Here is a 20,168-nt window from a genome sequence, read left to right on the forward strand (position 1 = left end):
CGGATACTATCCAAAGAAGTCCCTACCCCCGCCGCCCGCACAGGGAGCACAAGCTTTAAAAACCACAGCGAATCTTCTCGCGCTCTGTCCGATGACGTCTTGCTGCCCTTACGCATCATCGTCCATAGCCTTGGGATTGACACGATTAGTACAGTTACCAAAGGGATTCCGATCAGAAGCAGGTGAATAAGCCAGCTATCCTTCCAGAATAACCTGTCTCTAGCAAAGAGAATAGATAATGTAACTATTTTAGCCAGTGCCAATCCCATACCTATCCCTTGAAATACGAGAATACTGCGCAGACGAGATTGAAGTCGAATATCCGCGGCCCTAACATCAAGATAGCCGATTCGATAACCAGCAATCCCCCATACAATCGAAAGCAACAACAGCAAAGCAAGATCTAGTCCTATTAAAACCATGCGATATCCCTCCAAATTAAGCTCATATACATAAGCTAACAGGCAGATGTTAAGAACATATGGAGATCTTCTCTTATTCTCGTGGTCCTGATTCAATCGAGATAAAAAGCGTTATAATACCTGTAGAACTTAACAGGGAGATGTGAGAATACCAGTGGAAACGACGCTGCTATTAGTCGACGATGAAGTGAAGCTGCTCGAGGCGATGACGGTTTTCTTAGAACAGGAAGGGTTCCGAATCGTAACAGCAGCGACAGGCAAGGAAGCGCTTGTAATGGCAAAAAAGGAGCAGCCTGCGTTGGTCGTCTTAGACTGGATGCTTCCTGAAATGAGCGGCATCGAGGTTTGCCGGGAGCTTCGCCAGATGCGAGCCTGCGGGATCATTATGTTAACGGCAAAAGCGGAAGAAACGGATAAAATAATCGGATTAGAACTTGGCGCCGACGATTATATGACCAAACCGTTCAGTCTGCGCGAGCTGGCGGCGCGGATCCGATCTGTTCTTCGGCGTACACAAGAAGCCCCGGATGAGCCACGGATTCTGCAGCGAGGCAGCTTGACGATTAACGAGGCAACCTATCAGGTGTTAAAAAACGGCAAGGAAGTCGCTTTGACACCTACGGAATTTAAGCTGCTGCACACGTTATCATTGCGGCCCGGCATCGTTCTTAGCCGACTTCAGCTGATGAAGATGGCGATGGAGGACGATTTTATCAACTATGAACGCACAATCGATTCTCATATCAGCAATTTACGTAAAAAAATTGAAGACGACCCTGCTGTTCCAAAATACATACAAACGATGTTTGGATTTGGTTATCGGTTCGGTGACCGGTTATGAACGTGAGAGCCAAGCTGTTTCTGGTTATCGCGTTGCTTGTTATCCTTGTTTCCGCTGTTTATTTCGGTACAACGCAAGGCTATTTAGAGAGCCGCTTTAGCCGTTATTCCGCTGCTGAAATGGCCGATCGATTTAAGGCTTACTATGAAGCACATAGTCATTCTTGGGAGGGCGTGGAGCTAACTGATTTTACAGGAGGACGCCAGCTTCGCAAGGATGCCGGTTTGGTTTTACTTTCGCAGGAGGGGCACCTAATATTCGTATTTGGAGAGGAAAATCCGGACACCGTCATTCGCCATGGTGCTGAACAGGCCATCATCGTGAACGGTACGAAGGTAGGAACCGTCTATACGTTTCACTTTGAATCCAATGAAAACGCAAAGCTTAAAGCCTATATTCTACATACGATGGCCATTGAAGGCATTCGAGTTGCCTTATTTACGGCAGTCATCGCCTTTCTGCTGGGTTTCTGGATGACCTGGCGATTAACGCAGCCATTGAAGCGAATGATCCCCTTTATCAACAACATCGCGAGCGGGGTTCTTCGCACTCACATTCCTGTCACTACCCAGGACGAGTATGGGAAAGTGACCGAAGCGCTTAACCGCATGGCCCAACAACTGCATAGAGCCGAAGAAACACGCAAGCAATTAACTGCCGATGTCGTCCATGAATTAAGAACACCACTGGCGATTATTCAATCTCAGCTGGAAAATATTCAGAACGGCGGGCGGCAGATCTATCCGGAGGTTTTATTACCAATTCAGGACGAGGTGATCCGATTAACACGGCTGATTGAGGATCTTCACCAATTGACATTGGCTGAATCCCGAACATTGCCACTGGCTCGAAGACCTACAGATCTTGTTACGCTGATAGATCAGATGATAGATCGGTTAAACCCGCTTGCTGTCGAACAGCAGGTTGCGCTTGTTCGTACAACCGCCCAGCAAACATGGACGGTCAATGTCGATCCGCATCGAATGGCCCAAGTTTTCTATAACTTGCTTAGCAATGCTTTGCGGTACACGCCCTCGGGAGGGTCGATAACGATCGGAATTGCACACGGCGAGCAAGCCCAATCAGACTGCGCCGTCGTTTCCATTGCAGATACCGGGATGGGTATCCCCCCCGAAAAACTACCTTATGTATTTGACCGATTTTATCGTGTCGAAGAAGCTCGCTCCCGCCATAATGGAGGAATGGGACTCGGTCTCGCCATCGCCAAAGAATTCGTAGAAGCGAACGAAGGCTCGATTTCGGTGCAGAGCACGGTCGGTCGAGGTACGACTTTTAACGTCAGCTTGCCGCTCACATGACGCGCCGTAGCATGATTCTCCGTTATATTAAGCGATGATAACTAGTTGATCCGGCGCTGTATTAAATCGAGCAGAGTGCGCTGCTCCTTCTCCGGAATGCTCTCACCTAGGCGTGCCGCCATTAGAGGAAGCTCCCACTTCGCGAGCTCCTCCCTGCTGTATCCGGTCAGTTCGAGATAGGTGTCCTCGTACGTTTGCAGTAATATAGTTCTAAGCTGAGCAAACGTCTGTATAGCGACCTCTGGAAGCTCCGCCGGTAAGACTGCGTGACGAAGTATAAGGATCGTTCTGGCTGCATCAGCTTGTGCCGGACCACATACAGCGGTCATCCAGTCGATGATGACAGGCCCCCCCTGACTTAAAAGTACATTGCCAGGATGGAAGTCACCGTGGCAAAGATGATCACCCCCGGGAAGCTCAGATAGACAGCTTTCGATCACCTCTCGTAATGGCTCGAAGCCGACGTGACGTATACCGCTAATCATATAAGCCAGTCGACTTTTAATGGATTCCAAACGACCGACTGGCTTGACACTGTGTAACTTGGCGTGAAGCTCAGCCAGCTGACGACCGTATTCCACAGCTTTTTCCGGCTTACCCATAAGCATCTCTAGCATTGAAGGTCCCAGGATCCTCTCATATGCAAGCCCAGTAAGACCATCCGTTTCCACGGTTCCATAAAATGTCGGGGCTCCTACCGCCAACTCCTCAATAACGGAATTAATATTCCGCTCCAGATCAAGCAGTTTCGGGTCGCGAAATACTTTTAGGACCTGTTTCGACCCTAGTTCATAAATATCCGCTGTGTTGCCTCTGCCAATCCGTTCGCCGACTCCCATAAGATGCCCCCTATTTCAAATAATCCTATGAATTAACAGTTTTTACACAGTGCGCCTCGACATCACTCAACCTTTGGCAAAGCATTACCTTGCATTTCTTTTATGATTTCTATGAATTGACCAACTTCCTCGGATGGGTGTAACGGATATATTAAACCATATGGAACTGCAAAATCTAAATCACTAGGGATCGTCACCAAGGATGGATGAATATCTGCCCACGCCTCCAATGTTAGCATAACTGTATTACTTTCCTCGCAGCGATTAAACACTTCAAGATCATAGAGACGCGGAATATCCTTAATTTGTATTTGAGGATGTTTTATTTTCAGGAAATCACGGATGTCATGAATGACGGCACTATTTCCACCATTCACCACAGCCAATCTTTCCCCGTACAAATCTTTGATGGAAAGTGTTTTTCTTGAAGCCAGCCTATGTTGCCGAGATACGGCAAAGCAAACGCGGTAACTCCCCAGTTCAAGCATATGATAGTAATCCTTCAAATTATCTGTAAGAAATGGCCCCGCTATGAGATCAAGCGATTGGCCGATCATGCGGTAAGTGGTTGGAAGTGTATGTGCGTCATCTTGGAAATGAACGATGTTTATTCCGAATTGAGGGTATAGGTCGCCAATTTCATTCCACAAATCAATCAAAACTTTACAGGGGTTAAGCATAGAAGTACCCACTCGAACAATATGCCGATTGGCCTGCGCGGAGTGATGCATGCGGATAAGAGATTCTTGAAAATACTGCAGCATATATTTCGCATCTTTGATAAAAGCTGTTCCTGCCTTTGTGAGGCTGACACCGTGGTTGGTACGGATAAAAAGTGGGATTCCGGCTTGCTTTTCCAACAAATTCATTTGTTTCATCACAGCGGTTGAAGAAATAAAAAGCTTTTCGGCTGCCTTAGAAAAGCTTCCGGACTCCACCACTTGAACAAACGTCTTCAGTTGCTCAATCATTCTGGCAGGCTCCTCCTCCTTTTGCATAAACCATAAGTTAATACCATGCTAACTTATTTGAAATTCCGTATCAAGCTGCTAGGCCTTAACATTATAGAAGAACGAAAGAGAAAACAGAAGGTTTAAAAATACTACACACAGGAATTGTATTGGAGGAGTATACGATGGAAAACAAAGTCTGGTTCATAACAGGAGCCTCTCGCGGATTAGGGCGCATTTGGGCGGAGGCTGCACTCTCTCGCGGGGATAAGGTTGCCGCGACCGCTCGAACACCGGAAAGCATCGCCGAATTTAAGGAACGTTTTGGAGACGCTGTTCTCCCCCTAGCGCTCGATGTAACAGATTCCCAGCAGGTCGAGCATGCCGTTCAGCAGGCTTATACGCATTTTGGCAGGCTGGACGTCATCTTAAACAATGCCGCTTACACTTTGGTTGGCACGACTGAGGAGGCTGACGAATCCGACGTCCGTGAACTATTTGACACCAATTACTTTGGTACGCTTCGTGTCATCCAAGCTGCTCTGCCTCTGCTTCGACTACAGGGCAGCGGGCACATTCTCGGCGTCTCAAGTGCCATGGGGATTGTTGCGGCGCCGCTCATCGGCTTCTATTGCGCGTCCAAATGGGCAGTTGAAGCATTGCACGATAGCCTCGCTCAAGAAGTTAAAAGCTTCGGCATTAAGGTCACGTTGCTCGAGCCGGGCGCCTATGCAACTGACTTTGGAAGCCCCCTGTCCATGAAGACATCACAGGGATTGGAAGTCTACGCTGAACTTCGAAATCGGGTGTCCGTCCGTTTATCGTCAGAAGAACGAGGCGATCCGAATGCGACGGCCGAAGCGATTCTTCAAATCATAGACGCCGAGGACCCACCTCTGCGGTTTGCGGTCGGCGCAAAGGTCTTGCCTTTGGTGCGCGGAGTCTATGCTGATCGTTTAGCCACTTGGGAGACATGGGAAGCTGTTTCGAACGGAGCGCAAGGAACGTCGGTAAGCCACCGTTAGATTTGGAATATTTAAACTTCATTCATTTTGTACGAAGTTGTTCCGCCAAACCGATGAGAAGTCCTTCATGTCCACGAATATAGCAGAGGCGATACGAGTCCCCATACTGAACCATTTCGCCAACGAGCTGAGCACCACGTTCGGTGAGTCTGGATACCAATTCGTCAATATTTTCAACGGCGAACATGACACGTAGATAACCGAGGGCATTTACGGGAGCCGTTCGGTGATCCGATATCACAGGCGGGGTGAGAAAACGCGAAAGTTCAAGCCGACTGTGGCCATCTGGGGTAACCATCATCGCGATCTCAACACGCTGTGACTCCAGCCCAGTTACGCGACCAGCCCATTCACCTTCAACCATAGCTCGCCCTTCGAGCTTCAGGCCAATCTCCTCGAAGAAAGAGATAGCGTCATCAAGATTTTCTACGACGATGCCAACGTTGTCCATTCTTAATAGTTTGTTATTTGCCATAGTGGTATCTCCTTGTGGTTACAATTTATTAGAGGATCATCTCTCTAATGTATTCTACCAAAAATTACTATCTTGAGGATGGTCTTTTCAAACAAAAAACGAACCCACCGCCAAGGTGTGTTCGTTTTTCCATCTGCGCTCATCCCCGTCCCAGCGGGATGACCATGTTCCATGTGTTCACTGCCTGCGTGAACTCGCCCGGGCCGTCGGCCGTCGCGAAAAACAGATGCGTCGGCGCCCCGTCCTCGAACAGCACGAACGGCCGCTCGAGGCTTCCCATAACCTGTTCCGCGCCGTCGTCCCATAAGACTGTGCGCGAGTACGCCAGGCGACCTTCCTCGGCTTCCCACACGACGCCATCTGCAGACCGCGCCAGCATACCGCCGTGATACTCGCCGCAGATGTTGCCGATCATATCCTTGGCGATCATCTCGTAGCCGCCATCCACCCGATAAATAAACGGATCCTCCAGGCAAAACTTCTCCTGTGGAAAAATCGTCTCATCCGTCACAGCTATGTACGGCCCACGGAAATGCGGCGCTCGCGCCACGCCGAACGACATCGTGTCCCCGTGCAAAAACTCAGTGTACGGCCTGGACTTGTAGGTGCGCGTCTTGTAGACCAACAGTACAGAGCCGTCCTCATGCACACAAGGCGCCGGGTTGGACGTAAAGAAGTTGTCGAATTTGTCCGGCCTCGGCTGCAAAATCGGCGCTTCCATGCGCTCCCACGGCCCGAAGACGCTGCTTGCGATGGCAAGCCCGATCCGCTTGTTGGCGCGTGCCACGATACATCTTGGATCATGCAGATCATATGTTTCTTCGGGCGAGACGTCCTTGAATGGGTGTGTCGAGCCCATGTAGTACAAAAGGTACAAATCCCCGTGCTTCACAATATGCGGGTTGTGCGTGCTTCGGCCGTCCCAAAATTCAGCGCCCCGGGCCGGTAAGACAACTTCCTCGAACCGGTACGGCCCCTCCGGCGTCTCGGACACCGCGCGCACGACCTCCGAGGCGACGAGCCAGCCCGGATGCATCGGCAGCGTCTTAGGCCAGCGGGAGGCGAACATGTGGTACCGGCCGTCCTCGCCTTTGACAACGGAGCCGCACCATACCCAGTAGCCCGCCATGCGAAAGCCTCCGCCCCGCGGGGCAGGCACCCTCTCCCTCTCCATCACTTCGCATCCCTCGATTCTCTCTCCTAGCGATTCCAAATATCGTTCGTCTTCGCCAGTTCTCGATCTAACTGCATCCTAAGCTCCCGGACCACATCCGGATGCTCGCCAGCAACGTCCTTTATTTGATACGGGTCCGCGACATCGTCAAACAGCAGAACCGTCTCCTTCTCCGCATAATCCTTGTGTACAAGGAACGTATACTGCTCGGTCTTAAGCCCCCTCATATTCGTAAAAGGGTTCACATACAGGCCCGTCGTCCCCTCGGCCCGTTCCCCGCGGAAGAAAGCGGCTTTGTTCTCGCCTTCAACGTCATCAGGCACCGCAGTCTCGAGCCCCATCAAACCGAGAAGCGTCGGAAGCAAGTCCGGCACGTTCAGGATAAAATCGGCACGCCCCGGCTGGATCTTGCCCGGATACCGGATCGCAAAGGGCACCTTGAAGCTTTCGGCGTACCAGTGCGGCTTGCCCGACAAATTGTGGCTGCCCATCATATCTCCGTGATCGGACGTGAACACGACGATCGTGTCTTCTTTAAGGCCCTTGGCATCGATCGCATCCAGAATACGCTGAAAATGCTCATCCACACCCGTAATCGCGGCAAAATACCGCTTCACATGCATATCCGCATACGCCTTGCCCTGCTGGGAACCTCCGTACAAGCGTGCGAACGCCTCCGACGTGCGATCCGTCACGTTTGACCGCACCAGCAGGTCCTCCGCCTCCATGCCCTCATACATCGCCAAGTACCGCTCCGGCACTTGCTCAAACGGCGGATGCGGCGGATTGTACGACAGCATCAGCATAAAAGGCTTGCCTTCATCGCGATACGCGCCGTCCTTGTTCGCAATGTACCCCACGGCGACATCCGTCTCATGCTCGACCGACCAGACGCCGGGACGCATCCGCTCGGATAGCGCAGCCCCGTTCTCCCAATAATGCGGATCGAAATGGTTGTCGCAGGCGCCGTAGGCGTGCCAGAAGCCGAAGCCGTGCCTGCGCTCCGGCAGCGTATACGAGTCCCACAGGATACCATCCTCGCGGAACCCTTCCGTGTGCGGCGCTTGCGAAGGCTCGACCGGATCGAGATGCCATTTGCCGATATAGCCGGTCTCATAGCCGTTCTCCGCCAACACATCCGATAGACAGCGCTCGTCTTTTTTCAAATAAACGCCGTACACGTTGCGATTGGAGTTGCAATTAGCAATCACGCCCGTCGAATACGGATATTTCCCCGTCATCAGCATGCCCCGGTACGGACTGCAAATCGGAAAATTGCTCACCGCGTTGTTCAGCACGAGACATTCCTCGCTAAAACGGTCCAAGTTCGGCGTCAGCACCGGGTCCCCGTTCATAAAGCCAACGGATTGCTGCCTAAGCTGATCTGGAAAAACAAATACCAAGTTCGGTCTTTTCATATCTTCTCACTCCTTACCCGGCAGGGGCTCAAACGCCGCCCCTTCCGTAATTCCCGGCCTCATCGGCATCCGCTGGCCGTACCCCGTAACCGGCGCCACGCGCCCGTCCAGCTCCGGCACGACATAGCTGGCGAACCATTCGCCGAGTCTGCGCTGCAGCGCCTCCATCACGTCGGCACATGACGCCTCCGACGCCAAATTAACCTCCTCGCCCGGATCGCGGCGAAGATCATACAATTCATGCGGTCCATACGGATAGCGATGCACGTACTTCCAATCCTCCGTGCGAATCATCCGCACAGGACCGTACTCGTCATAGATGACGACGTCCTCCCGCCCGCTTCCCGCTTCGCCTTGCAGCAGCTTCCGAAAGCTCTGCCCGGGCAGCCGCGAAGCCTCCGGATTCGGCAGCCCGCACACGTCCAGCAGCGTCGGAAAAATATCATATTGGCTCAGCAGCTCGCTGCATAAGCTTCCCGGCGGAATGACGCCCGGATAGGCGAAGATCGCAGGCACGAGCACAGAGGTGTCGTACATATTAAGCGGGAACGTCGCGTTGCCCTTGCCCCATACGCCGTGGTGCCCCATATTCATGCCATTGTCTCCCATAAAAACGACCAGCGTCTCCTCCTTGAGCCCGTGCGCTTCCAGCCGATCCAACAGCTGGCCGATCCCTTCGTCCATTGCGGTCACCGACGCATAATAACCCTGGAGCAGCTCCTTGCGGCGTTCGCCTTCCCCGCGAGGTGCGGATGGAATCTGATTCGGATGCATCGGCAGATCCGGCACCGATTCAAACAGGCAATCGTCATACAACCTCACATACGACTCCGGATGCTCCGAACGATCCCAAGGCGAGTGCGGCGCCGTATAATGCACGCCGAGGTAGAACGGTGCCTCCTGTCCGGCAAGCTCGTCCATAAACGTCAGTGCATGGTCGGTAATCATATCGGTGATATACCCGTCTGCAATCCGAACCTCGCCGTCCTCCACGATGTCCGGCTTCATATACGAGCAGCCGCCGCGTGCAATTGTGAACCAGCGTTCGAAGCCTTTTTGCGGCACGACGCTGTTCCCGAGGTGCCATTTGCCGCTTAAAGCGCAGGCGTAGCCCGCATCGGCGAGCAGCTCCGTGTAGGCCGGGATGCCGGCCAAATACGCGGCCGCCGTCTGTTCGCCGGCTAACGCCGGGTGGCGGCGCAGCTCTTCCGACAAAGCGTCACGGTCCACGTTGCCGGACGAAATCCAGTCATGGACGCCGTGCTGCGACGGCATACGGCCCGTTAAAATAGAAGCACGCGCCGGAGAGCATACCGGCGACGTGCAGAAAAAGTGATCAAAACGCATCCCCTCGGCGGCTAGCCGATCGAGATTCGGCGTACGGATTTCGGGGTTGCCGGCGCAGCCAAGCGCCCAGCTCCCCATATCGTCCGCCAAAATAAAGAGGATGTTCGGTTTTTGTTTTTGTATTTGTTTTTGCCTAGATGCATGCATGGCAATCCCTACTTGCTGGCTTTATAGCGGTCATAGACCTGCTGATAAATTTTCATCATGTTGTCGAGGCCCATATCTTTAAGCTTTTTCACATAATCGTCCCATTCTTTGTCAATGCCGCCGGACAGCATCCATTTCGCATACATTTTGCTGACGTAAGCATCGATGTCAGTCAAGTAGCGGGAAATCTGGTCGCTTTCTTCTGCAGTGAAGTACGTTTTAGGGAACGCGTTGTCCACGAGATATTTGCCGTATACGTTATCGATGTCAATCTTGGAGCGGTTGCCCGAAGCCGCAGGCGGAACAACGAGATCTGTAACAGCTTTCGTCAAACCCCAAACGGAGTAAGCAGTTGGCGGCACTTGCATGAAATCGTCCGCACTTGCGCCCGAAGGAGTCGCGATCGCATCATATTTGCCGTCTGAGCGCTCTTTGAGCGAGGAGCCGCCGATGACGCCACGGCTGAATTGCATGGAGATTTTTGGATCGTACATGTTGTCAATCCAGCGCATCGTTGCTTCCGGATGTTTGTTGACGTTCGTGATGGCGAATGAGCCTCTGAGCAAAATACCGTTGGCATAAGCAGCCCATACCGGGTCTTTGCCATTTGGTCCTTTCAGCGGTGGCAGCGACACATAGTCTTGGTTAGCCGGATTCCAGTCGAACACAACACCGATGATGCCTTTGCTTTCTTTGGCTGTCAGCACTTTGGAGTCCTGCGTGAAGCTTTCCGGATCGGCCAATCCTTCCGCAAACAATTTGTTGAAGTATTGGATGGCCGCCTTATACTCCGGCTGAGCCGCCGTGTAGACAACTTTATCGTTCTCGACGGACAAGTGGTTGTTGCCGACTTTGTGCACATCGCGATCGATGCGGCCGAAAGCGCCGAATAAGGAGTTTACGTCACTGTTCCAGTTTTGCAGGAAGGACAGCGGGATTTGATCCTTTTTATTGTTACCGCCCAAATCGTTATCTTTAAAAGCTTTCAGCGTCGTATACAGCTCGTCCGTTGTTGTCGGAATCGGCAGCTTCAACTGATCCAGCCACTTTTTGTTAATGAACATCGTGGACTTCGTCTGCGAATAGCTCTCGTCGATCGTCGGCAGGGAGTAAATATGACCGTCCGGCGCTGTCAGTTGCTTTTTATAAGTCGGATTGTTCTGGAACATCTTCTTGACGTTCGGCGCATATTTCTCGATCAATCCTTCCAGCGGAATGAGAATGCCTTGAGAACCGTATTTGACAATGTCCGTGTCCTCGTTCAGAATACCGTGCGCATAAAAGGCGTCCGGCAGCTCGCCACCGGCAAACAGCAAGTTTTTCTTCTCGTTCCACGAGCTGCCTGGCGTCAGATTCCAATTAATATGAACGTTCGTGGACGCTTCAATATCTTTAAAAATTTTATAATCATTCAAATCCTTGCCTGAGGGCGGCTTGAAGGCCGCGATGTTCAGCGTCAGCTTCTCTTTGGCGATCGGCAATCCGCTCTCATTCATATCGGAAGGCACCGCAGCCGTCGTCGGCTTCGCGCTTTCTCCCGCAGCTCCTTTATCGGAGGAGCATCCCGCCAGGACGAGGGACGTGCTTAACAGTAACCCTAGTGCAGCTTTTGGCCATGTGTTGTTCATCTTTCTTTTTCCCCTTTCTGATGATGGCATGTTCTAGTGTATATAGTAAGCGGCCGTTGCCGCAATTACCCTTTGACCGAGCCGACGAGGGCGCCCTTGACGAAATAACGCTGCAGGAACGGGTACAAGACCAACACAGGCAAGCTGGAGACGATAATGATGCCGTATTTCATCAGTTCCATCCGTTTTTGCTGTTCCTGCGAGCCGTCGAGCATATCCTGCATGTCGGAGCCTTCGTTCATAATCAAAATGTTGCGCAAAATAATTTGCAGCGGCTGCTTGGCATTGCTTTTGAGATAAATCAGCGCCTGGAAGTAGGAGTTCCAATGCCCGACGGCATAGAACAACACCATGACCGCCACAATCGGCAGCGCCAGCGGAATCGCGATTTTTAGAAAAAATTTGATGTTCGAGCACCCGTCGATTTGCGCCGATTCCAGCACCTCGCCGGGTACGTTGGATTGGAAAAACGTCCGGACGATAATGACGTTGAAAACGGACACCGCATTCGGAATGATCATCGCCCACGTGGAATCCAGCATGCCCAGATCCCGGACGAGCAAGTACGTTGGAATCAGGCCGCCGCCGAAAAACATCGTGAACACGAGCAGGAACATAAAGATGTTGCGGCCGACGAGATCGGTACGCGACAGCACGTAGCCCGCTGTAATGGTGAGCACCAAGTTAATCGAGGTGCCTGCCACTGTGTACCACAGTGAGTTGCGGAAGCCGACCCAGATCGACGTTTCGCTCAGCAGCCGCTTGTAGCCGTCCCACGTCACATGCTCGGGGAAGAAGAGCAGCTTGCCGGAATACACCAGATCGGGATCCGTGATGGAAGCGGTGACCACAAAGTACAGCGGATACAGCACCAGCAGCACCAGAATGGAAATAAGCGTGTAGTTGGTGATATCAAACAGGAGATCCGCCCTTGATTTTGCCAGTTTCATGTTCGTCTCTCCCTTACCATAAGCTGGATTGTTTCATGGATTTCGATAGTTGGTTGACGGCAATCAGCAAAATAAAGTTGATGACCGTGTTGAACAAGCCTATTGCTGATGCATAGCTGTACTGGGCTTGTACAAGCCCTGCTTTGTACACATAAGTTTGAATCGTCTCCGAGGAATCGATGTTGAGCTGATTCTGCATCAGATACACCTTTTCGAAGCCGACACTCATAATATGGCCCATGTTCATAATGAGCATAATGATGACCGTAGGCATAATCGACGGAATGTCGACATGCAGGACGCGCTGCAGCTTGGTTGCGCCGTCGACGGTCGCCGCTTCGTGCAGATCGGGATTGACCGCTGTCAGCGCCGCCAAATAAATGATCGTTCCCCACCCGACACTCTGCCAGACGCCGGAGAAGACGAAGACGGTTTTAAACCAGTCCGGACTTCCCATGAAAAAAATCGGATCGATGCCGAACAGCCCGAGAAAGCTGTTGACGGCGCCCGTTTTGGGCGAAAGCAGCAGGTACACGATCCCGACGACGACCACCGTGGAAATAAAGTGCGGCGCATACGTAATCGTTTGCACAAATCGCTTGAAGCGCTCGCTGGTAAGCTGATTAATCATCAGCGCCAGAATGATCGGCGCCGGGAACGCGACAAGCAGCTCGTAAATCGAAATGCCAAGCGTGTTGCGAATGATGGTCGTGAGCTGATACGATTCGAAAAACCGCTCAAAGTTATCGAAACCAACCCAAGGGCTGCCGGCGATGCCTTTGACGGGATTGAAGTTTTTGAACGCAATTTGCAGCCCGTACATCGGTACATAATGGAAAATAATAAAGTAGGCAAGCGTCGGCAAGAACAACAAGTACAGATCGTAATTGCGGATGATACGCTTGAAGGTCTGGGACTGAAGCACGTTATGTTCACCTCCGCTAGTTATTCGCGATGTCATTGAGTAAATCGCTTTCATGTCTCAGTTGTACCATCCGGATGGCACAACCGTATATAAGCGAGATCGCCACACGGCATATGCGAAACTTGATCTAGGCTGATGTGGCGCGGGATCTGCGGTTTTTGACGGAGGGGATGTGCGAATTCGGCATGTTGAAAAAGGGACGAGAGCGGGCGGCGGGAGCGGGGCAGTAAGCTGCTCTATGCGGCGTTGGCATCGGCGCTTCTAAGCCGATTCAGCCTCTGGGCAGGGGTGGCGGCTCCAAGTTTGTCAGCAAGTTAGGGTGGCAGGTTGTGAGAGAGGCATTTGTTTTTAGCAGGAAGTGATCCGGCTATCTTTTGGAAATAAGTTAATTGCAATTACCTATTTGCATCGCTTGTGTTCTGATTTTCAGAATAAGATAACGGTGTTATCCTATTCGTCGGTTTTTGCCGTGTTGCAAGCACATTTGCTGCAAATAGGTTCGTTGCATTAACTTATTATCTTAAAAATCGACCCAGATGCTGAAATAGGATATCGTCGTTATCTAATTTCTGTAAACGCCTCTTCTCCAAACTGTTCTGGTCTTACCCGCCCACAAAAATGGCCATTGAGCTTGACCATGGTGGGCGGCTTGCCGTCCTTTCAGAGACGGAAGCGTGGACTACTGACGTAGTAGAGTAGAGCCACTTCGAGGAAGTATAGGCTGATAAGACGGCAATAGCCAATGGTTTCATTTGTTAATCGGACCAAATCACGTTGATTCTCTTGAATAAGCCATGTTACCACTGCCTAATTTGGGAAAATTGCGCGATATCAGCGCTGATTTCGCCGAATAGCCAATGAATAGATTGGCTATTTGGGATGAATCTGATGGATGTCTGGCATTAGCCAGTGGTTTCATTGGCTAATGAGGCGCTCCGCCTGGATACTCTAGCGTTTGCCAGAGGTTCCACGGCTAAGCTGACACGCAAAAAATGCGCCCCCTCATAAATGAAGGGGCGCATAACTTCTAGCAGCTATCGATGCTGCTTGCGGTATTCGCCGGGCGTAACTCCGACCATCTGTTTGAATTTGCGAATGAAGCTCGATACGTCGTAGTAACCGACTTGCTGCACGATATCTTTCACGGAGCGATCATCGGTACGCAAGAGCCGTTTGGCTTGATCGATGCGCACCTCATTCATATATTCCATGACGGTCTGACCGGTCTGCTCCTTGAAGTAGCGGCTTAAATACGAGAGTGACAGTGAAAAATGCTCCGCAATCCGCTGCACTGAGAAATCATACTCCGCGCAGTGCCGGGAAATGTACGCCGTGATCTGCTCGATCATCGCGTTCGGCGCCGCCGGCTTTTTCGCCTCCAACACCTCGCGCAGCGTCGCGGATGCAGAGAGGAGCAGCCCCACGATATCGTCAAGCGTCGTGTAGTCCGTCAGCGTCAGCACGTCGGGGAAGCTGGCGCCAGTGCTGCCCGGACGCTGCTTCTCCGCGTACGCAATGAATTTGCGGATCATGTCATAGATCAGCTCACGGGCAATAAACAGCGTGAGCCCGCTCGCTTTCATGCGCTGTGCGATCTGCTCGACCGCTTCGGAGATTTGTTCAGGGCCGCCAAGGTGCAGCACCAGATCCAGCTCCTCCAGCACCCGTCTCGGGTTAAATAAGTCGACCTGATCGTGCGCCTGCAGCTCGTCAAAGAAAATGACCCGCTGATTGCCCTTGATCAGCTTATAGTCGATCGCGGTTGACGCTTCGAGGAACGAGCGGCCCGCTTGCGCCAGCTCGCCGTACCGGTTGCCGACCCCCATCGTAATCGGTGCCTGGAAGACGGCAAGCACATGCTCGTGCAGCCGTTCCAACCAGGCGCGCCAAGTCTCCTCCGCAGCGCCGGTCGACACGATGAACAGGATGCGGCGCTCTTCCAGGCTTTCCTTGCGGTAGCCGATCATCTCACTGCCGAACTTGCCCTCGACTTCGTCCAGCAGCCTTTCTTTCATCGCCGCTATGGAAGCGGGGTACTCCAGCATGAGTACAGCCGTGTACGGGTACGGAAGCAAGACGCCGAGCTCCTGCCCCTGCTCATTGAAGGCCGCAGCCGATTCCCATTCGCCTTTGAGCAGAGAGGCGAGCAAGTGCTCCCGAATCGCAGAACGATTCGCTTCCAGCTTCAGCCCAAGGCTGCGATTGGAGTGCGCCATATCGTGGATGACGCTTCCGATCGTTTCCAACTCATTCGCCTTGCGAAGCGATTGGCCGCGCACGGACTCGACTAGCGTCGCAAGCTTTTTGACCGGATTGTAGTTAAACAGCATCAGTACGTACACCAAGGCGCATCCGGCGAGAAAAATAATGCCCATCCAACTCACCCACTGCCAAATGGCCCGAGTAATCGGCGCGACAAGCGTAGTTTTCGGAATTAACGTCACATAGGTAAAACCGCTTTTGTCCGACTTTTGGTAGGAAACGGCATAATTCACATGCTGGATCGAAATATTCTGGTAAGAGGCATTGCCGTGCACAACCGTCTTGAAAAAATCCGCATCCTGCAAATAGTCACTCTGCTTCTGTGCAGCCACGACGCGTCCCTGACGATCGAAGACGATGGCGTTGCCTTCGGGCAGCGACAAGCTTTTGAGCAGCTCGCTTTCCCGCAGCATGAACAACACCGAGCCGTAGGGATGCAGGCTGTTAATCGGAATCGGCACAAGGTACGTGACCATTCGCACGTCAGGCGTACCTGAAACGCCGGAAACCGCAACATCCTCCGCAGGCCGAAGCTGCGGCACTGTCGCATGCTCCAGATCGTCTTTGAACTGATCGGGGGACCAATTTTTATAGACATAAAAATCTTGAATGAATTGGTTCACCTTATAAATGCTGATCGGTGAAATCATGAAATCGGTGCCTCGAATATGCAGCGCGATCTCGCGGATACTGTCGTCGACGACCTTGCCTTCCAACACCTTTTTCCCTTGGTAGACACTGTAATCGTCGTGCGTCAGCACATAAGGTGACAACTCGGACATGCTCTCCAGCTGCCCCGCGATCCGGTTCATCAGAATCAGCTTCTGATCCATCTGCTCCTGCAGCTCGTTCAGCAGCGCCTGATTGTTGCGCTCGACATCCCCGCCGACGATATGAACCAGTTGATAATACCCCGTCAAGCCCAGAAAGAGCAGCGGCAGCAAAAACAACGCCATATAGGAGAAAAGATAACGGTAAAAGACCGGTAGCTGATTAATCGCCGATTTCATTTTCTCGCCTCCGCTTGGATAGTACTGGCTTTGTGAAAATCTTATGAGAGCGCTTGTAAAGTAAATTCCCGCGGCATCGCGTCCTTGCACGTCACCTCAATGACCGTGAAGTCATTGTCCGTTGGTTGCACATAGATGCCTGGCAACGATTCCTGCTCGGCCCACTGGCCTTGTAAAGTAAGCCGGAGCATATGGGCAATGCTTTCCGCATGGACCCAATCGCGCGAATAGACGCTGACTTCCTTTTGAATACCGTTCTCGTCATATTGATCCGCTTCTACGCCTTCGTAGAGTCTAAGATCGGGATCGACGACGCTTATCGTCAAGATGCCTGCTTCCTCCCGCACCATCACCATGCATGGCGTATCGACAGCCGTGACGCGGCCGGTATTGACGCTATCGTCTGCTTCAAATAATGCGTAAGCGGTAATGCCGCTTTTCGTATCGGTCACGACATGGGCGTTGCGGTCTTGCCGAAGCACCGTGTAGCCTGCTGTCCCGTGGGATTGCATGCGAGCGCAGAAGGCCGCCATTTCCTCCGCCGTCGTATCGACAAGGATCGCGTACTCGTAACGCCCGCCTTGAGGCGAGGTTCCATGCTCCAGCCAAGCTGCCGCAAAATCTCCCTGCGTATCCGCGTCCGTCGCTTGATGCTTTGAATGCTGCGTCGATTTCGACAGACCGAGCGCCTGGCCCTCCGGCACAAAGTAGCCGTTTCCTTTATTGTCCACAATCCATGCGGCTTTGTCTAATTGCTTTTTTTGGAAGTACGGGAACACCTGTACCGGTTCGGTGTCGCTCAGCCAAACAGTCTCATGCGGGTGCGGTAAATGCTGCTGAAATAACGTCGTCTCCGTCGGCTGTTCACCGTTGTCGTTCTCGATGTCCGTGCCCAGACACACAATAAGACGGTCAAAGAAAAAAGCCGACTTCCGCGCGCGGTGACTGCCCTCGTATTTCGGATGCTCGTGAAGCTTCATGGCGAACATGCCGTTTTCTTGTTGAAAGTGAAGTCCTCCCGCATACGTCTCGTCGGACAGCAGCATCTCCTCAAAGCCGCTAAGCGTGTCCACATTACGGACATCGGAACGCAGTTCCGCGATCGGTTTGTGAATGGTCGTCGTGCCGGGCCACCGGTTCCAATCCCAGCCGTCATGGTGGTAGCCGCTGGCTTCGTTGCCGATCGGCTCGCCCTTGCTCATGATCTGCAAATGCCCGTGCGAGATGTAACGGCCGTACAAATTGGCGCTCACATACGTCTCGTTTGCCCAAAGATAACGGCTGTGTCCGCGCATCCCCGCCAACCACTCGCCGCGCCGATGAATCGTAAGCGCCGCATAGTTCATCGTCCAGTGGCCAGTTGGCGCGGGTTCGGGGGTGAGCTGGTTGGCGCGGAATCGTCGGGATGCTTCCGTCGTTTCATCTGGCTCCAGCAAACGTAAATATGCCGCCGCAACTTCAACGTCAAGTTCGCTATTGCCATCTGGCGTGCCGCAGCGGGCCAACCAGGCGAACGGCTCGGGATCGAGCGCCCATCGGCCTGTCGGGTGGCGCGCCGATAACGAAACAAGCCACTCGCGTTTGTTGCTGTACAGCCGCATCGCCAGCAGCGCCTTGCGGATCGTCGCATGCGCCTGCACATGGATGCGATACGGTGTGCCGCTCAGCACATACATCATGGGCGTCACGCCTTGAAAGCCCCCGACCGCATAAGCTGGATAGTGGTTAACATGATGGTAGGCGGAGCCGTCGATTTTGTAGGCGGCTCGAAGTCCATTCGCCGGCAGCATCGACTGGCTCAGCCAGTCGCGGAAAGCCGCGAGCTCCCATGCTTTTTCCGCAGCATCTTCGCCAATGAGAATTGACGCTAGCATGCCGTGAAGCGTCGTGTTATAGATGTCGATATTGCCCTCGACCTCATCAAGCGGTGTATGAATACGCCCCGCTCCGCTAAACCAGCGCATCGTGCGCTGCGTGCGGGACAAGCGGCCTGACTGTTGGAGAACTTCGCGGATAAGAAACACCGCCGGATAATAGTCGCGGAAATTATAACCAAAATGATGCACCGTCCCCTGCGAGCTGCCGTAGGCCCAGCCTTGATCTTCCAGATGATCGAGCACGGCGATCAACATGGCTTCGAGCTCGGCTTTTTGAGCGGCGTCTTCGCTGGATCGAAAACACATCGCTGCTGCCAAGAGGAATTTCGTGATCTCGCTGAGCTGAACCGCGTTGGCGACCTGCATCAGTTCTTCCTTCCGCCCTAGCGGGAAGTGATCGCGGAACGGGAGTTCTACAGGACGGCCTGTGATTCCGTCCTGGGAGCGTACGATGCCGAAGTTAGAGAATTGCCGCTTCAGCTGGTCGACCTCATCCGGCGAGCATGTACCGGGTGTATAGAAAAGCGCTTCAAAGCGCGCATTCATGATGCTATGTGCATGCTCCTGCTCGGGCGTAATTGCCGTTGGCGAGGCGAGAGGCGAAGTAGTTCGGCCTCGCACTGTGCTTGCTGGAGGTGCGGAAGAAGACTGGACCTGCTCTCGCGTTGAGCTGGTAAGATGTGCGAATGAGGGTTGATGCTTTTCTTGCGTTGAACTGGTCGGAAGTACGTTTGATGACTGATGCTGTTCTCGCATTGAACTGGTCGGAAGTGCGATTGATGACTGATGTTGTTCAGGCTGTGCAACTGTCAATTGGATTGATGACGATCGCAACTGCTCGAACGCATATAGCGCCAACCAGTGCGCATTCGCCGACACATCGGCGACGAGATTGACGAATGGCACCTGGGCATCCCGCGTATGGAACCGCGGATCGATCTTGGTGTTCACCATCAATTGGTCGATGAAAATCGTACCCGGCTTCACGCCTACGGGCATCTGCAACGTGATTGTATCCATGTCGGGGTGCGGCACGCCTATCATGTCGCGTTCATACGCGACCCAAGCAGTACGCCAGCCTTGGAACTGCAGACCGAAGTTGAACGAACAGTCGGTTTCGTGGCCGCCCCGGCTAAATTCGAAAGTAAGCTGCCCCTCAATCGGAGCCGGATTATAGATCCAAATGGCAAATGAATCGCGCGCCTGACTGCTCGCCCCTTCCTGAAACGGACGATAGCCAATAGCGCCTGAAATGGTCAAACGGCCTGCTCCGTCATAATCCCACTGCAGACTATGCTCCCCATCTTTATAGTGGCGGTCGCTGATCGTCAGATGCGAGCTTGCGTCGCAAGAAATGCTCTCCGGGATACCGCTTTCAAAACTGTAAATCGTCATGTTGTCCTCCCCTGCCTTCAGGAATAATCTCGATTTGGTTTATCCCAAAGTGTAGCGGACAGCGGCTCCGGGTGTCTATGTGCGGTTTCTTTTTCGCATATGCGAGATTTGAACTGGCTGCGGAGTGGTGCTGGAGCGGGGGTTGTGGCGGGCGTTGTGGCGGG

14 protein-coding genes are annotated in these 20,168 nt (G+C 52.8%); 3 read left to right on the forward strand and 11 right to left on the reverse strand.

Features of this window, described 5'->3' with window-relative positions; all coding sequences use genetic code 11:
- Nucleotides 1-576: 576 nt before the first annotated feature.
- Both EJQ19_RS28135 and EJQ19_RS28140 read left to right on the forward strand, forming a co-directional pair.
- A complete protein-coding gene (locus EJQ19_RS28135; protein ID WP_126144570.1) occupies nucleotides 577-1,263 on the forward strand; it encodes a response regulator transcription factor in 687 nt (228 codons plus the stop codon).
- Entirely contained in the window at nucleotides 1,260-2,582 is a 1,323-nt protein-coding gene (locus EJQ19_RS28140; protein ID WP_126144557.1) for a sensor histidine kinase, read from the forward strand. Before EJQ19_RS28135 ends, EJQ19_RS28140 begins: the two co-directional genes overlap by 4 nt.
- A 41-nt stretch (nucleotides 2,583-2,623) precedes the next feature.
- Here the strand turns inward: EJQ19_RS28140 and EJQ19_RS28145 are convergent, their stop codons facing one another.
- Nucleotides 2,624-3,421, reverse strand: a complete 798-nt coding sequence (locus EJQ19_RS28145) for an aminoglycoside phosphotransferase family protein (RefSeq protein WP_126144558.1) — start codon at nucleotides 3,419-3,421, stop codon at nucleotides 2,624-2,626.
- 62 nt (nucleotides 3,422-3,483) lie between these two features.
- Nucleotides 3,484-4,392: a LysR family transcriptional regulator gene (locus tag EJQ19_RS28150; RefSeq protein ID WP_126144559.1), complete on the reverse strand. Its 909-nt coding sequence runs from the start codon at nucleotides 4,390-4,392 to the stop codon at nucleotides 3,484-3,486.
- Nucleotides 4,393-4,556: 164 nt separating this feature from the next.
- On the opposite strand from EJQ19_RS28150, the gene EJQ19_RS28155 reads away from it, so the two are divergent.
- Entirely contained in the window at nucleotides 4,557-5,396 is an 840-nt protein-coding gene (locus EJQ19_RS28155) for an SDR family NAD(P)-dependent oxidoreductase (protein WP_126144560.1), read from the forward strand.
- A gap of 22 nt (nucleotides 5,397-5,418) precedes the next feature.
- Here the strand turns inward: EJQ19_RS28155 and EJQ19_RS28160 are convergent, their stop codons facing one another.
- The 9 genes from EJQ19_RS28160 to EJQ19_RS28200 all read right to left on the reverse strand — a co-directional run bounded on the left by EJQ19_RS28160 (nucleotide 5,419) and on the right by EJQ19_RS28200 (nucleotide 20,004).
- Nucleotides 5,419-5,871 carry a VOC family protein gene (locus tag EJQ19_RS28160; RefSeq protein ID WP_126144561.1) on the reverse strand — a complete coding sequence of 151 codons (453 nt, stop codon included), beginning with the start codon at nucleotides 5,869-5,871 and terminating at the stop codon, nucleotides 5,419-5,421.
- A 139-nt stretch (nucleotides 5,872-6,010) separates the two neighbouring features.
- A complete protein-coding gene (locus EJQ19_RS28165) occupies nucleotides 6,011-7,000 on the reverse strand; it encodes a glycoside hydrolase family protein (protein WP_241243115.1) in 990 nt (329 codons plus the stop codon).
- Nucleotides 7,001-7,071: 71 nt separating this feature from the next.
- Nucleotides 7,072-8,463, reverse strand: a complete 1,392-nt coding sequence (locus EJQ19_RS28170) for a sulfatase family protein (protein ID WP_126144563.1) — start codon at nucleotides 8,461-8,463, stop codon at nucleotides 7,072-7,074.
- 6 nt (nucleotides 8,464-8,469) lie between these two features.
- Nucleotides 8,470-9,957, reverse strand: a complete 1,488-nt coding sequence (locus tag EJQ19_RS28175; RefSeq protein WP_126144564.1) for a sulfatase family protein — start codon at nucleotides 9,955-9,957, stop codon at nucleotides 8,470-8,472.
- An 8-nt stretch (nucleotides 9,958-9,965) separates the two neighbouring features.
- Complete coding sequence (locus EJQ19_RS28180) at nucleotides 9,966-11,585, reverse strand: type 2 periplasmic-binding domain-containing protein (protein WP_164716763.1); 1,620 nt, start codon at nucleotides 11,583-11,585, stop codon at nucleotides 9,966-9,968.
- Between the two features lie 65 nt (nucleotides 11,586-11,650).
- The gene (locus EJQ19_RS28185; protein ID WP_126144566.1) at nucleotides 11,651-12,535 is read right to left on the reverse strand and encodes a carbohydrate ABC transporter permease; all 885 of its coding nucleotides are present in this window, start codon (nucleotides 12,533-12,535) and stop codon (nucleotides 11,651-11,653) included.
- A 13-nt stretch (nucleotides 12,536-12,548) separates the two neighbouring features.
- On the reverse strand, nucleotides 12,549-13,496 hold the full coding sequence (locus EJQ19_RS28190; RefSeq protein WP_126144567.1) for an ABC transporter permease: 948 nt from the start codon (nucleotides 13,494-13,496) through the stop codon (nucleotides 12,549-12,551).
- 998 nt (nucleotides 13,497-14,494) lie between these two features.
- Nucleotides 14,495-16,732 (reverse strand): helix-turn-helix domain-containing protein, encoded by a 2,238-nt coding sequence (locus EJQ19_RS28195; protein ID WP_126144568.1) that lies wholly within the window; start codon nucleotides 16,730-16,732, stop codon nucleotides 14,495-14,497.
- A gap of 41 nt (nucleotides 16,733-16,773) precedes the next feature.
- Nucleotides 16,774-20,004, reverse strand: a complete 3,231-nt coding sequence (locus EJQ19_RS28200; protein ID WP_126144569.1) for a chondroitinase family polysaccharide lyase — start codon at nucleotides 20,002-20,004, stop codon at nucleotides 16,774-16,776.
- Nucleotides 20,005-20,168: the final 164 nt, after the last annotated feature.

Origin of the sequence: Paenibacillus whitsoniae (genome assembly GCF_003955665.1) — a bacterium.
Classification (GTDB): domain Bacteria; phylum Bacillota; class Bacilli; order Paenibacillales; family NBRC-103111; genus Paenibacillus_E; species Paenibacillus_E whitsoniae.